This window comes from Arthrobacter sp. 1088, assembly GCF_031455315.1.
In the GTDB taxonomy this organism is placed as follows: domain Bacteria; phylum Actinomycetota; class Actinomycetes; order Actinomycetales; family Micrococcaceae; genus Arthrobacter.
Genome location: NZ_JAVDSM010000011.1, coordinates 172,610 through 186,415, shown reverse-complemented (window position 1 = coordinate 186,415; position 13,806 = coordinate 172,610). Strand labels below are relative to the sequence as shown.

Here is a 13,806-nt window from a genome sequence, read left to right as displayed (position 1 = left end):
GTGGAATTGGACTCTAGACAAGCCCCACTCCACCCGGAGGTCTTCTTCATGTCACCAAACCACGCCGAGCGTCATCAACGTCCGTGGTCAATACAGCTAGGGTGGGGGCATGGATGCACTGAGAGTGAGGCGCAGCCGGGTGCGTTTCGTTGTCATGGTGGCTGCCGGTGCCGCGGCCTTCGTGGTCACGGGCCTCGCAGGCAGCTGGGTCGACGCCCCGGCGGTCGGCTGGGCCACGGCAGCGCTGATCTATGTTGCCTGGGTGTGGCTGGTGATAGCGCGGATGGACCCCTCTGAAACCCAGCAACACGCAACCTCCGAGGACCCTTCCCGCGGGGTTACCGATGTACTGATCCTCATCGCAAACCTGGCCAGTATCGCCGCCGCTGCCGCAGTGATCGTCAACTCGCACACTGAAGGTACGGACACCCGCTTTTATTCGGCTGCGCTCTCCCTTGCGTGCGTAGCCCTGTCCTGGATGCTTGTCCAAACCCTCTTCACCCTGCGTTATGCCGAGCTGTACTACAGCCCTGAAGCCGATGCCGGTGGTGAAATGGGCGGCATCAGCTTCAACCAGGATCGCCCGCCGCAGTACACCGATTTCGCGTACCTCGCCACCAGCCTTGGCATGACGTACCAGGTCTCAGACACCAATCTGGGCAACCACCGGATCCGGCTCGAGGCCCTGAAGCACAGCCTTCTGTCCTACCTGTTTGGCACGGTCATCCTGGCCGTCACCATCAACCTGGTCATCGGCTTGGCCCAGTAGCCCACAGAAGTTCCCGGCGCCCGAAATGCCCGGTTCCCGGGCGCGCCCAGGCGTAGGCTACTTGCCATGAAGCCCCGGCTGATTTGGGTTGCGGCGATCATTTTGGTGGCCGCGATCGGCGTAGTTGTGTGGTTCGCGGTGGACAAGTCGCGCGTGTGCCCTGCCATGGGAAACGACACTCCCATCGAGCTGAAGATAGGCTCGACGCCGAGCCGCGTCCAAGCATGTTTCGGAGACGGCTGCACACCGCGGCCCGTCCAACAGCAGACGGATGGCCGCTGGCTCGTCCCTCAGGAGCCTCCGTATCTACCTGCCGGGCGAACAGCCTCCCCGCCTGCCGTGGTGGCCAAGGTCCGCGTTGTGGTCAAGGAGACAGGCAAACGCCAGCGGGACGCAGTCTTCGACATCCCTGCCATACCGGGTGTTCCGGATACCACCGGCGCACAATGCCCCGGACCCATCCAGTACCTCCCCGTTGAGGTGCCTTAAACACGAACGGGGCAGCCGCCGTCGAACGCTGACGGCGGCTGCCACGGACGAAAAGGACGCTTACGACGCCGGTCCGGAACCTAGCGTGACGCGCTCGGCTTCCCCGTCATCCACCGGGGCGGAAGGGGTGCCGCCCTTGCGGTATCGGAACACGCCAATGGCGACGACGACCGCAGCAAGGGCCAACGAGAGGAAGAGCGATTCCCGCGTGGATTCAAGTATCACCATGCCGATGATGAGCGCGACGATGCTTCCAATCGCGATCCACGTGAGGTAGGGGAAGAACCACATCTTGAGGTCCAGATCCTTGGCGGCGGCGCCCATGCGTCGGCGGAGGATGAGCTGTGAGCTGGCAATGACGAGCCACACGAACAAGGCGATGGCGCCGGAGGTGTTGACGAGGAACAGGAACACAGTGTCCGGAGCGACGTAGTTCAGGCCGACAGTGATGAACCCGACCACGGTGGAGGCAAGTACTGCTGCCGCAGGCACGCCGCGCTTGGAAATCTTCGTCCAGGATTTGGGGGCGTCGCCACGCTGCGAGAGCGAGAAGAGCATCCGGCTTGCCGTGTACAGGCCCGAGTTCAGGCAGGAGAGCACCGAGGTGAGGACCACGATGTCCATGATGGTGCCGGCACCCGGGATTCCGTAGAGCTCGATCACGGCAACATACGGGCTCTTGGCGACCGAAGCGCTGTTCCACGGCAGGAGTGTGACCACTATGGCAATGGAGCCGATGTAGAAAATCAAGATGCGCCATACGGTGGACTTCACAGCCTTCTTGACTGCGTCTACGGGGTTTTCGGATTCACCCGCGGCGATCGTCGCAATCTCGGCACCAAAGAACGAGAAGACCACCACGAGGATGCCGGCAAGGACCGCACCCGGACCGTTGGGCATAAAGCCTCCCTGGTCCAGGAGGTTGGCGACGCCCGGCGCGGAAACGCCAGGGATCAAGCCAAGGATGGCGGCAATGCCTGCGAGCAGGAAGATGACGATTGCGGCCACCTTGATGGACGCGAACCAGAATTCGAACTCGCCGTACGACTTCACGGAGCCAAGGTTCGTCAATGTCAGGAGCACCATGAGCACCAGCGCCCAAACCCACTGGTCGACGCCCGGCACCCAGCGATGCATGATGGCAGCGCCGGCGGTGGCCTCGATGCCGAGCACGATGATCCAGAACCAGGCGTAGAGCCAGCCAATGCTGAACCCGGCCCAGCGGCCCAAGGCCTTATCCGCGTATGTGGAGAAGGAGCCGGTTTCCGGGTTGGCGGCAGCCATTTCGCCGAGCATTCGCATGACGAGGATAACCACCAGGCCAGCAGCCAAGTAGGCGACGAGGATACCCGGGCCAGCCTGTTGGATAGCGGCGCCGGAACCCACAAACAGCCCAGCACCAATCACGCCGGCGATGGCGATCATGGAGAGGTGTCGTGGCTTCAGGGACTTTGAAAGTTGTTGGTCAGCGTGCATGGGTCGGCGCCGTCCTTAGTGTCTTTGGAGAGGGGCCCGAGTTGATGTGCAGCGGGCCACATGGCTTTCCCACAGTAGCCATCCGCGCAGGGCAAAATCCTGTGCGGATGTACATTTTGGCGATCCCAAAAAAGGAAATATGCACAAAAAGTATGACTATAAGCATCTAAAGTTTCATATAGGAAACTTTAGAAACTCCCTTGAAATGACTCTTTGAGGCTTTGTTAGCCGCGCCCGGGAAATCAGACCTCAGTGCGGAAGAACCGCTCCGCCACGGAGGACAGCCGGAACGGGTCCTCCACACCACACAATTCCCGAGCCGAGTGCATGGACAGCAGGGGGATGCCGACATCCACTGTCCTTATCCCCAGCCGCGTCGCAGTCAGCGGACCAATGGTGGAGCCACACGGAAGGTCGTTGTTGGATACATATTCCTGGTACGGCACATTTGCTTCCCCGCACAACCGTGCCCAAAGCGCAGCCCCCGTGGCATCGGTGGCATAACGCTGGTTTGCGTTGATCTTCAACAGCGGTCCACCGTTGAGTAGCGGACGGTTGACGGGATCGTGCCTCTCGGCGTAGTTCGGGTGGACGGCGTGACCGGCGTCCGCAGAAACACAGAACGACGCCGCCAAGGACTGCCGCCGTTGGCTCACCGAGGCGCCAAGACCGTCAGAGATTCGGGTCAAAATGTCCTCAAGGATGGGGCCGCAGGCACCGGAACGCGAGTTGGAACCGATCTCTTCATGGTCAAAAGCGGCGAGGACAGCGATGGGGCCGTCTTTCGTCCCCGCTTTCGCGCGTTCGATCAATGCCACCAGGCCAGCGTGTGTCGAAGAAAGGTTGTCCAACCGGCCGGAGGCGAAGAACTCACCGTTGGCGCCGAAAACCGCAGGTGCCTGCGTGTCCGCCACGACGACGTCGTAACCTCCGATGTCTGCTGGATCAACAGTGGCGCCCTCGACGCGCCCGGCAAGCAGGCCCAAAAGATCTTCGTTGGCCGGATCACCGAGCCCGAAGACCGGATTCATGTGCTGCTGCTTGGACAGAAGCAGGCCGTTGTCATTAACCGCACGGTCCAAGTGGATGGCGAGTTGCGGGAAGCGCAGGAGCGGGCCGGTTGCGGTCAGGTGCTGCGTGCCGTCGCGTAACACCAGGCGGCCGGCCAGTTGCAGCTCTCGGTCCAGCCAGGAGTTAAGGAGCGGCCCTCCGTACACCTCGACGCCGGCCTGCAGCCAACCGAACTTCCCGGTGGTGGGCTTCGGCTTCAACTTGAAGGAGGGGGAGTCCGTGTGGGCACCCAGGATATTGAAGCCCGTGGTGGGACCGGCACTTTCGGGAGTGACCCACGCGATCAGGGCGCCGTCGCGGATGACATAGAACTTACCCGCGCCACCTTCCCAGGACTGCAGTTCATCCAGCGCGGTGAAGCCGGCGCCATCAAGCCGCCTGCCGGCCTCGTGCACTGCATGGAAGCTGGACGGCGAAGCCGAAACATATGCGCCGAGGTCCTGGATGTGGTCAGCTGCTGCGGGGGCATTCGAAGGCATGCCCCCGAGTCTAGCTGCGCTTGTTGACCGCTTCGCATCAAACCGTGACGTTCAGCGCGGCTGTGTAGCCTCCCTGGACCGAACCGGACATGGTGGCCAGCTGATATATGCCTCCATCGTCACCAAAGACGTTGTCCCCTGCCAGGGTGCTTCTTGCGAAGTCTCGGGCACTCGACTCGTATCCCGGCGAGCCGTACACGTCCTTGCACGCGGCCTCAGCCAGAGCGATTTGGGAAACCGCCAACACCTGCCCCGCCGCGGAAGTGTTGCTCATGGATTCAAATACCTCAAAGTGAATATGCGGCCATCGCCCACTGTAGGCACCGGGGTAGATGGTAGTGAAAGTGACTTGGCCGTTGCTGTCGGCCTCCTGGACGCCGCGCAAATAGTTCTCGTTCTTCAGCCCTGAATCGTAAAGGGAATACTTGCCGTTCCGGTCGCAGTGCCAGGCATAGACCGCCGCACCTGCCAGCGGTGAGCAACCGTTGGCGTTGTCCAGCAGGGTGAGGGTGAAAGTCAGCGGGACGCCTGCGGCCTTGGTGGTGGAGCTGCCGAAGCTTGAAGTGATGTCCTTTCGAACTACTCCCGATGCCTCGAGCACATTCGGCCCGTTGGAACCGTCGCCGGGATAGGGGCCGGGGGTTTCCTCCGGGATCTCGACTCCGCATTCGGCGAGTGCGCGCGTCACGGTACTGGTAGCGGAAGGTGATACGGCCGCCGTCGTGCTTTGTGTTGCGGTAGCGGCAGTGCCGGAAGACGACGACGGCGATGCGCCGCCACCCTCGGAACCCGGCGTACAAGCAGCCAGGGCTGCTGCCGTCCCGGCGCCGAACAGGATGCCGAGCGTTCGCCGACGGCTCAGGAGCGTGGAGAGATCGAATTCAAGGCCGCGATCGTGGTCTGGATGAGGCTGCGGGAACGTCATGCGTCCATCAAACCCACGGGCGCTGTGACTTGTACATGCCAAACCCGTGGTGGAGCTGTGAAAGCGGCGACTATCAGCCTCCAAGGGCCTTATGTGCCATATAAACATTTGCATATGCTTGTAATGCTCGTCACCTTGTGCCACGATTGCTCCCAGTAAGCACATCCACGGAAGGCATCGCCCCCATGAACATTGAATTGAAAGCCGTGCGAAAGCTGCGCATCCACTGGCCCATCCCGCTGGACACGATGACGCAACTGGCCAGTGGCGATCTGGGCGCCCTGGAATCCGACGCCGGCATCGCTTCCCTGCTGCAAGCACTCACCGTAACGCCGGAGCTGGGAGGCTTCGGCAATTACCACCACGTCTTCGAGTCCTCGGCAGGGTTCGAGGGCTTTACAGTCGCGGAAGGCGCCAATCCCACTCTGGGAAGCGTTGGGCAGAGGACCATCTCGCCGACTTTTGTCTTCACCACATACTTCGACGACTCGCTCCCGGACCAGGCCGTGCATGAACTCGTCCAGCGGATCGTGGATATCCACCCGTGGGAAGTTCCCGTCATTGAAGTCTCCGGGCCGCTGAGTGTCTCCAGCAGTGCCCACGCTCCTGCCATTGAAAGCCGGGTGGCCTGATGGGTTCCCAGTTATGGCAGCAGCTCGCACCCCTGCTCGAAGGCAGGACGTACACCGATCTGACGCATGCGTTCCATCCGGGTCAGCCGCGCTTCGCTGCCTTCCCGGATGAGTCCCGCGAAGCCCTCTTTGACATGGAAAAGGGGGACGGCTTTACTGCCCACCGGTACTCGATCGTCGGCCAATGGGGAACCCATGTGGATCCGCCGTCACACTTTGTGCGGGGCGGCCGCACACTGGACCAGATACCCGTGGAACAAATGCTCTTGCCCTTGGTTGTCCTGGATATCAGTGACCGTGTTCGCCTCGACGAAGATGCCGCTCCAACACTCGCCGACGTCCAGTCCTGGGAGGAGCGGAACGGGAAGATTCCGGCAGGTTCATTTGTGGCGCTCCGGACTGGTTGGAGCCATCGCTGGCCTGATGCCCAAGCAATGGCAAACAAGGACCAAGCCGGCATCAGCCACACTCCCGGCTGGTCACAGGAGGTTCTGGAATTCCTGATCGAGACCCGTGCCGTGGCTGCCGTGGGCCACGAACAAACGGACACTGATCCCGGCGTCGCCACCTCCCAGCAGGACTTCAGCTTGGAAACTTATGTCCTGGCCCGGGACAAGTGGCAGATTGAACTTCTTGCCAATCTGGACAACGTGCCCGAGGCCGGCGGCGTCCTGGTGGCAACATGGGCCAAGCCCTTGGAAGGCAGTGGATTTCCGGCCAGGGTTTTCGCCATCCACTAGGACGCGCCCGTTCGGCCCACCGTCAGAGCCGGTCCCCCGGGGCCTGTCCCCGGTGCCGGTCCCGAAGAACCTTCCGCCCAAAAGCTAGAATCAATCCATGTCAAAGACCTCAAGCATGGGCCGGGGCATGATGGCCATCCTAGCGGTCGGTGCCCGTCACGCGCAAGGATACGACGGCGGGACGGTCGCCGACGTCGCGGCCGACCTGGACAAGGACCGCAGCCAAGTATCGCGAAGCCTCAAGGGTGCCTTGCAGGAGGGATTCCTGGCCCGCAGGGATCAGCGGAAGTACAGCTTGGGTTGGACTATCCTCACGGACGCCCAATTGGTCGCTGAACAACGGCTGAAGACGGACGGGCTGACCGCGCTCGAGGGTCTCGCTTCTGAAACCAACGAGGCGTGCTTCCTTGGCGTGCTCAGCGGCAACAGTACGGTCACCATCGGTGAACAGGTGCCAGCCAGCGCCAACCTCGTGGGATCGTGGCTTGGACGTCCGTATCCTGCCTATTGCAGTGACGCCGGCCAAGCACTTCTGTGGGACGCCCCGGACGAAGAAGTCCGCAAGATCTTCGAATCTGTTGAGTTCGTGAAGCATGGACCCAATACGCCTTCCTCTGTGGAGGACTTCCTGGCGCGGCTCAAGGAAGCTCGCGTGCGCGGCTACTCAATCGTGGACGAAGAAGCTGAGCCGGGACTTTACTCACTGGCCGCCCCCATACGCGACTTCAAGGGAGAGGTTGCTGCAGCCCTACAGATAGTGGGCCCGAAGTCCCGCATTGAGCCCCACCGCGAAACTTACGCAGTCGCCCTCCATGCTTGGCGGGAGTGGCTTGAGTCGATGGTTGGCGGACGGCTTCAATAGCCGCCCAGAGCTTAAGTCCCGGAACCGAGCCGGTGCGCTGCCGAATGCAGCAGCGGGGCAAGCTCCGATGCGGCCCCCTCAATATCGGAACGGGTACCCAGGACACTGAGGGCAGCAACGATGCCGCCTGAAGGATCCCGGACAGGTACGGCCAGTTCCCATACACCGTATTCGAACTCCTCAGCAGCCAACACAAAACCCCGGGGCCTGTCGCGCTCCATGAGGGCGTCGACTTCCGCTTGGGAATGCGCTGCAGCAGGCCCGCCGACGCCGATGAAGTTGACGTCCTTAAGCAGGGCTTTCAGCTCGTTCCGGGAGTGGTCCCACAGCAACGCCCGCCCGGAACCTGTACACCACACGGGCGTGACCATTCCCGGCTTTGCGAACCCGCCCAGGACTGAATTGTTGGTGGAGGAACGCAGCAGCAGAACCCTGACACCATCCCGCACTGACAGCCGGGACCTAAGTCCCAGGGACGAGACCAACTCTTCCAGCTCCGCACGCGAATCATGGACCCAGCCAACATTGAGGGAGGCGGCCAGGCTGAAGAACCGAGGTCCCGCACGGAAAGGCCCGCGCTCCAGCCGCTCGAGTAACCCCAAATCGCACAGTTCCTGGGCCAGGCGCGAAACCCTGCTCTGCTCCATGTCCAGCTCGGCCGCGAGTTGGGATACGCCAAGTAACTGACGGCCCTGCTTTTCGCGGTCAGTAACCAGCCGAACGAGACGAAGCCCCTGCGCCAACGACGACGCCTCCGGTGACACCTCCAAGAATCCCGCTCCTTCCGCCAAGCGCTCACGCCATTCTCACACGCCCATGTCAGCGGCAGGAATCAGGACCTCATGGGCAGACGATGAACGGCTTCACGGCCGGACTCTCTCTGAAGTCCGGCCGCGAAGCCCTGTGCTGGATTGGTCAGGCGACCTGCTTAACCGCGTGCCGCCCGTGCCTGAAGTGGAAGTAGATGTAGCAGGCGGCTACGAACGGAATACCGAAGTAGAGAGCAGCAACCTGATTTGGATCGAACGCGATACCTACCAGTGAGATCAGGCAAAGAGTGAATGCCAGGATCGGAACCAGCGGGAAGAACGGGGCCTTGTAAGCAAGGTCGGCCACCTGCCCACCCTTTCGGACGAAGGCCCGGCGATGGAAGAAGTGCGATGCCGTGATTGACATCCATACGCCCACCACCGCGAATCCGGCCACGGAAACAAGGGCCAGGTACACCGTTTCCGGTGCAACCACGCTGCTGATCAGCGATGCCAGCCCGCCAAGCATGCTTACAGAAAGGGCAACGAGGGGGATACCGCGCCGCGTCAGTCGCTTCAGGGCCTTTGGTGCGTGCCCTTCATCAGACAACGAGTACAGCATGCGTGCACAGGAGAACAGGCCACTGTTTCCGGCGGACAACAGTGCCGTGATGATGACGAAGTTCATGATGTCGGCCGCGTAGGGGATACCCACAGAGGAGAACACGGTGACGAACGGGCTCTCATCCAGTCCCACCTGATCGAAAGGAACAGTTGCTGCGATGACGGCAATGGCACCGACGAAGAAGATCAGGAGGCGGACGACAGTGCTACGCATGGCCTTGGGGATGTTCCGCGCAGGATCGGTGGTTTCTCCGGCAGCAACCCCGATGAGTTCAGACCCGGAGAAGGCATAGAAGACCGCCAGGGCGGTAACCAGTACTCCGGAGAAGCCGTTGGGAAAGAGTCCGCCTGAGGTGTTGAAGTTCTCAAAGAGGAACGGATGGTTACCGGACTCCGCGAGGGGCTGGAATCCAAGGAGTGCGGCTCCGCCAAGGACGATCAAGGCAATGATCGCCCCCACTTTGACGATGGAGAACCAGAATTCAGATTCTCCGAAGAACCGGGAGGAGATGGCATTGAATCCGAAGAGGACTGCTGCGAACACAACGCACCACACCCAGACTTCGACGCCAGGGAACCACCGCTGCATGAGCAGTCCTGACGCCGTGAATTCGGAGCCGATCGCGACCGCCCAGCAAAGCCAATAGAGCCAGGCCGTGGTGAAGCCCGTGGCCGGACCGATGGATCGTGCGGCGTAAATGTGGAAGGCACCCGATACCGGGTAGGCGATCGCGAGTTCTCCAAGGCAGGCCATCACCAGATAGACCACGAATGCCCCCACGAGGTAGGCAATGACAGCACCGAGCGGGCCTGCCTGGGAAATCGTGTAGCCCGAACTGAGGAACAGGCCCGATCCGATAACACCTCCCATCGCGATCATGATGAGGTGCCGCGGACCCATCGTTCGGCGGAGGCCGGTTTCGGCAGGAGCGGTGGACGAGGCAGTAGCGCCGGGAGAAGCGGGAGCATCAGGTAGATGGTCCAGTTGCAGGGGTGCTGAAGGTTCCATGTGGTGTCTCCGGTTAATGACAGATGCGAACGGTACGCCTGAGGACATCCGGACTTAAGGTGCCAAAGAGGGCGTCTGTAGTGACGAAGGTAACACATTTTCGCCGCATGTGGTCATTAAAAACATTTGTTAATGCATATGTTGCACGCCAAGTGCCTAACGCATTAGTAGTCCGGGTTGCTCGGCACAACAAGTCCGGTCTCGTACGCGTACACAACCACTTGCACCCGGTCCCTCAGTTGCAGCTTGCTGAGGATACGGCGGACATGGGTCTTGACAGTTGCCTCGGACAGGAAGAACTTATGGGCTATCTCCGCGTTGGAAAGCCCCTCGGCGATGGTCGTGAGGATCTCGGTCTCGCGTGGTGTGAGATCGTCCAATAACGGATCGCGGTGTGGGCTGGGCGATTGGCCGGGCACGCTGCCGCCGCGTACGTACGTCTCCAACAGCCTCTGCGTTACGCGGGGGGCCACAACGGCGTCGCCGCTGGCCACAAGCCGCACAGCGTGCACGAGTTCAACCGGGGCCACATCCTTAAGCAGGAATGCAGAAGCACCCGCCTGCAGTCCCGAGAACGCGTATTCGTCCAGGTCAAAGGTGGTGAGGATGATGACCCGGGCTTCGGAACCGGCGTCCGAAATGCGGCGCGTCGCTTCTATGCCATCCATGGTGGGCATTCGGACGTCCATGAGCACCACATCCGGCTGCAGCTCCTCAACCTTCCGGACGGCCTCGTTCCCGTCTGATGCCTCGCCCACCACATGGAAGTTCTCTTCACCTTCAAGAATGAGTCGAAAGCCCATCCGCAGCAGTGGCTGGTCATCCACCAGCAGGATCTTGATGACGCCCTGATCTACCACTATTCCCCCTTTTCGCCGTTCCAGTGCAGCTCGGCGTGGACCGCCCAGCCTCCCCTTTTACCCGGACCGGCAGTAACGATTCCAGCATAGATTCCAGCCCGTTCACGCATTCCGGCAATGCCTTGCCGTGTTCCCAGGCTGTCCATCGACTCGCCACCTTCCCGGGTTCCACGGCCGTCGTCGTGCACGTCGATGGTGACCAGATCGCCGTCGCGGGCTACCTGCACGTCCACGCGGCTGAGCGAGCGCCCGTAGCGGAGAACATTGGTCAGCGATTCCTGCACAATCCGGTACACGGTGAGCTCGAAAGCAGGATCGGCCGGAAGCGCGGGCCCAGTGTGCGCGTAGTGCAGCGGCAGGCCTGCCGTACGGAAACCATCCAGCAGCTTGGCAAGGTTAAGCCCGGACTCGAGCGGAGTCAGTGGCGCCGGGCGGCCGGAATCGTCACGCAGGACTCCGAGCACCCGCCGCATGTCCGCAAGTGCCGCCCTGCCCGTTCGGGACAGCTCACCCAGGACGTCGCCGGCGCGGTCGGGATCCTTCTTGACCACCACTGCCGCACCGTCCGACAAACTGATCATTACCGTCAGGGAGTGAGCAACGACGTCGTGCATTTCCCGCGCAATCCTGTTGCGCTCGGTGACCTTGCCCAACTGCGTTGTCCGCGCTGCCCATGCGGCGATCTCTGCCTCATGCTCCCGCCGCTGGCGGACCGAGATACCAATACCTGTGGCCAGCAGGTTGGACAACATGATGGTCACGGCAGTGGCGATGTTGTTGATGAGGTGGAAGTTCTCGGGGACGTCCTGCAGGGTGTTCATACTGCTGGGACTTGTCCACATGAAAAGGTACAACAGGCTGAGCGGCAGGCTCGCAGCGCCAAACACCACCAGCGAAATTGGCCGCTTCCGGGTTGTGGCGACCGCGTAGAGAGCAAACCACAACCCCGCGGACACGTTCGAGCCCCACGGATTCAGCACAGTGGCCAGGACTTCCAGAACCACGACGGCGGCAACCACCTGAAGCGGGAAGCGCCGCCGGAATATCAGGACCGTCGCGATCAGCAGCAAGAGCCCGACGACGAGCCACTTGCCCTCGATGATCGAAGTAATGATGGTGGGCAAGGCCAAAAGGACGTAGCAAAGGACAACCACCGCATCCATCGCACGGGGACGTTCGAAAAAATAGCGACGGATTCGGCCCCTGCGGCGCTGGGCAATTTCAGCGAAGGACGCGTCAGCTGTTACAGCCGGCGCGTCCTTCACTTGGGAAGCTTCAGTCATGGATTGAGCCTAAACGGCCTAGACATCCCGCTTTTTCAACAGGACCATGGCCAAGGCCACGGGCACCACAACCCAGGCGCCGAGAACCAGGGCGGCCTGCCAGACTTCCAGGGTGTCAGGAACATGCTCGACGGCGGTCATCGGGTTGATGGTGTTGCCGGGAAGGTACTTGCGGGCTTCCACGAAGAAATCGCCGGGAATGAGCTGGAATGCAATCGGGGCCACAAAGAACAGGCCCACGAGGCTCATGATGCCTCCTGCCGAGTTGCGGACGATGGTTCCCAGTGCCATGCCAATCGCTGCCACGGCTGCCACGTAAATGCTGTTTACGAGCAAGAGCTTGACCGATTGCGAGCTGCTGAGGTCCAGCTTGAGATCGTAGTTATCCACGATGGGGAGTGACACGAGGCCGGCTATGAAGGTGGACACAGCCGTCAACAGGAATGCACTGACCATCACGACTATCAGCTTGGCCAGGAACGGCGAGAGCCTCTTGGGGACCGCAGCGAACGTGGAGCGCGCCATGCCCGTGGTGAATTCCGAGCTCATGAGCAGGACGCCCAACGAACCGAGGATCAGCTGGGCGAATGCGATGCCGGAGGTGGGGATGCTGACTGCGATGTCGCCGCCCTGCGCAGCAATGGCTGCGGCGGCTTCGGGATCCCTCGCAGCTTGCTCGGCGAACTGTCCCGTACCCCAAGCCGAGAGTGCTGCGAAGCCAACCATGACCAACGCCGTGGATGCCAGGAGAATCAGCGTGGACAACAAGGTGCGGAACTTGATGAACTCGGAGTTCAGTACGCGGTGGAAGGCCGGTCCCGGACCAACGGAGTTGCGCATGGACTTGCGGTCCAAAGTGGTGGTGCTCATGTCTATTTCCCTCCGGCCTGAACGGGAACAGAGGTCCCGGCGGTGATGTGCGAGTGGTATTCCACCTCGTCCTTGGTCAACTCCATGTACGCCTCTTCGAGACTTGCCTGGAGCGGGGTTAGCTCGTAGACCATGATCTGGTTCTCCAGGGCAGTCCGGGCGATTCCGCGAGGATCCAGGCCCGAAACTTCCAGCAGCTCACGCTCGTGGACTTCCACGGATACACCGGTACCGGCGAGCAGTTGCATGAGCTGCTCCGGCTGGTCCGTGCGGACTCGTGTGCGGGCCTGGCCCTTGCCGGTGATGATCTCTGCGATGGGTGCATCCGCAATGATTTTGCCGCGGCCAATCACGATCAGATGGTCTGCAGTCAATGCCATTTCACTCATGAGGTGGCTGGACAGGAACACGGTGCGGCCCTCGGAAGCGAGGTACTTGACCAGGTTGCGAACCCAGACCACGCCTTCCGGATCCAGGCCGTTCACGGGCTCGTCCAGGATAATGGTCTGCGGATCACCCAGCAGCGCTGCCGCAATGCCCAGGCGCTGGCCCATGCCGAGCGAGAAACCTTTCACCTTCTTCTTGGCGACTTCTCCCAGTCCGGTCATCTCGATGACCTCCCGCACCCGGCTCTTGGGGATGCTGTGCGTCGCGGCCATGGCGAGCAGGTGGTTGTACGCCGTGCGGCTGGTATGGACCGCCTTGGCATCCAGCAGCGCACCGATTTCACGCAGCGGCGCAACGTGCTTGGCGAACGGTTCACCGTTCACGGTCACGGAACCCGCGGTGGGAGTGTCCAGTCCCATGATCATGCGCATCGTGGTTGACTTGCCGGCACCGTTCGGGCCCAGGAAACCCGTTACCCGTCCGGCTTGGACGGTGAAACTGACACCGCCGACGGCGGTCTTCTCGCCGTAGACCTTCGTCAGGCCTGTTGCTTCGATCATGGAAGCGTTCCCTCCTCGGAG

Annotated in this window: 14 protein-coding genes; 5 read left to right on the top strand and 9 right to left on the bottom strand. The window is 61.6% G+C overall.

What is annotated here, in order from left to right:
• Nucleotides 1-109 precede the first annotated feature (109 nt).
• Both J2Y41_RS18040 and J2Y41_RS18035 read left to right on the top strand, forming a co-directional pair.
• A complete protein-coding gene (locus J2Y41_RS18040) occupies nt 110-769 on the top strand; it encodes a DUF1345 domain-containing protein (RefSeq protein WP_224165893.1) in 660 nt (219 codons plus the stop codon).
• 66 nt (nt 770-835) lie between these two features.
• Nucleotides 836-1,258 carry a hypothetical protein gene (locus J2Y41_RS18035; RefSeq protein WP_224165894.1) on the top strand — a complete coding sequence of 141 codons (423 nt, stop codon included), beginning with the start codon at nt 836-838 and terminating at the stop codon, nt 1,256-1,258.
• 60 nt (nt 1,259-1,318) lie between these two features.
• Here the strand turns inward: J2Y41_RS18035 and J2Y41_RS18030 are convergent, their stop codons facing one another.
• From J2Y41_RS18030 to J2Y41_RS18020, 3 genes are all read right to left on the bottom strand, one after another.
• Nucleotides 1,319-2,734: an amino acid permease gene (locus J2Y41_RS18030; RefSeq protein WP_309930481.1), complete on the bottom strand. Its 1,416-nt coding sequence runs from the start codon at nt 2,732-2,734 to the stop codon at nt 1,319-1,321.
• Nucleotides 2,735-2,976: 242 nt separating this feature from the next.
• A complete protein-coding gene (locus tag J2Y41_RS18025; protein WP_309930480.1) occupies nt 2,977-4,284 on the bottom strand; it encodes a M18 family aminopeptidase in 1,308 nt (435 codons plus the stop codon).
• Nucleotides 4,285-4,321: 37 nt separating this feature from the next.
• Nucleotides 4,322-5,209, bottom strand: coding sequence for an intradiol ring-cleavage dioxygenase (locus J2Y41_RS18020; protein ID WP_309930478.1), 888 nt, complete (start codon nt 5,207-5,209; stop codon nt 4,322-4,324).
• Nucleotides 5,210-5,394: 185 nt separating this feature from the next.
• On the opposite strand from J2Y41_RS18020, the gene J2Y41_RS18015 reads away from it, so the two are divergent.
• The 3 genes from J2Y41_RS18015 (at nt 5,395) to J2Y41_RS18005 (ending at nt 7,443) form a co-directional block, all read left to right on the top strand.
• Nucleotides 5,395-5,841 (top strand): hypothetical protein, encoded by a 447-nt coding sequence (locus J2Y41_RS18015; RefSeq protein WP_309930476.1) that lies wholly within the window; start codon nt 5,395-5,397, stop codon nt 5,839-5,841.
• Nucleotides 5,841-6,581 carry a cyclase family protein gene (locus tag J2Y41_RS18010; protein WP_309930473.1) on the top strand — a complete coding sequence of 247 codons (741 nt, stop codon included), beginning with the start codon at nt 5,841-5,843 and terminating at the stop codon, nt 6,579-6,581. Before J2Y41_RS18015 ends, J2Y41_RS18010 begins: the two co-directional genes overlap by 1 nt.
• Before the next feature lie 97 nt (nt 6,582-6,678).
• Nucleotides 6,679-7,443, top strand: a complete 765-nt coding sequence (locus J2Y41_RS18005) for an IclR family transcriptional regulator (protein WP_309930471.1) — start codon at nt 6,679-6,681, stop codon at nt 7,441-7,443.
• A gap of 11 nt (nt 7,444-7,454) precedes the next feature.
• On the opposite strand, the gene J2Y41_RS18000 is transcribed toward J2Y41_RS18005, so the two are convergent.
• The 6 genes from J2Y41_RS18000 to J2Y41_RS17975 all read right to left on the bottom strand — a co-directional run bounded on the left by J2Y41_RS18000 (nt 7,455) and on the right by J2Y41_RS17975 (nt 13,785).
• The gene (locus J2Y41_RS18000; RefSeq protein WP_309930469.1) at nt 7,455-8,213 is read right to left on the bottom strand and encodes an IclR family transcriptional regulator C-terminal domain-containing protein; all 759 of its coding nucleotides are present in this window, start codon (nt 8,211-8,213) and stop codon (nt 7,455-7,457) included.
• Nucleotides 8,214-8,358: 145 nt separating this feature from the next.
• On the bottom strand, nt 8,359-9,825 hold the full coding sequence (locus tag J2Y41_RS17995; RefSeq protein ID WP_224092504.1) for an amino acid permease: 1,467 nt from the start codon (nt 9,823-9,825) through the stop codon (nt 8,359-8,361).
• A 164-nt stretch (nt 9,826-9,989) separates the two neighbouring features.
• The gene (locus J2Y41_RS17990; protein WP_396133564.1) at nt 9,990-10,628 is read right to left on the bottom strand and encodes a response regulator; all 639 of its coding nucleotides are present in this window, start codon (nt 10,626-10,628) and stop codon (nt 9,990-9,992) included.
• A gap of 56 nt (nt 10,629-10,684) precedes the next feature.
• Complete coding sequence (locus J2Y41_RS17985) at nt 10,685-11,968, bottom strand: histidine kinase (RefSeq protein WP_309930465.1); 1,284 nt, start codon at nt 11,966-11,968, stop codon at nt 10,685-10,687.
• A gap of 18 nt (nt 11,969-11,986) precedes the next feature.
• Nucleotides 11,987-12,838, bottom strand: coding sequence for an ABC transporter permease (locus J2Y41_RS17980; RefSeq protein ID WP_224092491.1), 852 nt, complete (start codon nt 12,836-12,838; stop codon nt 11,987-11,989).
• Between the two features lie 2 nt (nt 12,839-12,840).
• Nucleotides 12,841-13,785, bottom strand: coding sequence for an ATP-binding cassette domain-containing protein (locus tag J2Y41_RS17975; RefSeq protein WP_309930463.1), 945 nt, complete (start codon nt 13,783-13,785; stop codon nt 12,841-12,843).
• Nucleotides 13,786-13,806 lie beyond the last annotated feature (21 nt).

Bases quoted from the DNA above. Each gene is read 5' to 3' on its own strand.
- J2Y41_RS18040 (WP_224165893.1), top strand. From the start codon at position 110: ATGGATGCACTGAGAGTGAGGCGCAGCCGGGTGCGTTTCGTTGTCATG.
- J2Y41_RS18035 (WP_224165894.1), top strand. From the start codon at position 836: ATGAAGCCCCGGCTGATTTGGGTTGCGGCGATCATTTTGGTGGCCGCG.
- J2Y41_RS18030 (WP_309930481.1), bottom strand. From the start codon at position 2,734: ATGCACGCTGACCAACAACTTTCAAAGTCCCTGAAGCCACGACACCTC.
- J2Y41_RS18025 (WP_309930480.1), bottom strand. From the start codon at position 4,284: ATGCCTTCGAATGCCCCCGCAGCAGCTGACCACATCCAGGACCTCGGC.
- J2Y41_RS18020 (WP_309930478.1), bottom strand. From the start codon at position 5,209: ATGACGTTCCCGCAGCCTCATCCAGACCACGATCGCGGCCTTGAATTC.
- J2Y41_RS18015 (WP_309930476.1), top strand. From the start codon at position 5,395: ATGAACATTGAATTGAAAGCCGTGCGAAAGCTGCGCATCCACTGGCCC.
- J2Y41_RS18010 (WP_309930473.1), top strand. From the start codon at position 5,841: ATGGGTTCCCAGTTATGGCAGCAGCTCGCACCCCTGCTCGAAGGCAGG.
- J2Y41_RS18005 (WP_309930471.1), top strand. From the start codon at position 6,679: ATGTCAAAGACCTCAAGCATGGGCCGGGGCATGATGGCCATCCTAGCG.
- J2Y41_RS17995 (WP_224092504.1), bottom strand. From the start codon at position 9,825: ATGGAACCTTCAGCACCCCTGCAACTGGACCATCTACCTGATGCTCCC.
- J2Y41_RS17990 (WP_396133564.1), bottom strand. From the start codon at position 10,628: ATGGGCTTTCGACTCATTCTTGAAGGTGAAGAGAACTTCCATGTGGTG.
- J2Y41_RS17985 (WP_309930465.1), bottom strand. From the start codon at position 11,968: ATGACTGAAGCTTCCCAAGTGAAGGACGCGCCGGCTGTAACAGCTGAC.
- J2Y41_RS17980 (WP_224092491.1), bottom strand. From the start codon at position 12,838: ATGAGCACCACCACTTTGGACCGCAAGTCCATGCGCAACTCCGTTGGT.
- J2Y41_RS17975 (WP_309930463.1), bottom strand. From the start codon at position 13,785: ATGATCGAAGCAACAGGCCTGACGAAGGTCTACGGCGAGAAGACCGCC.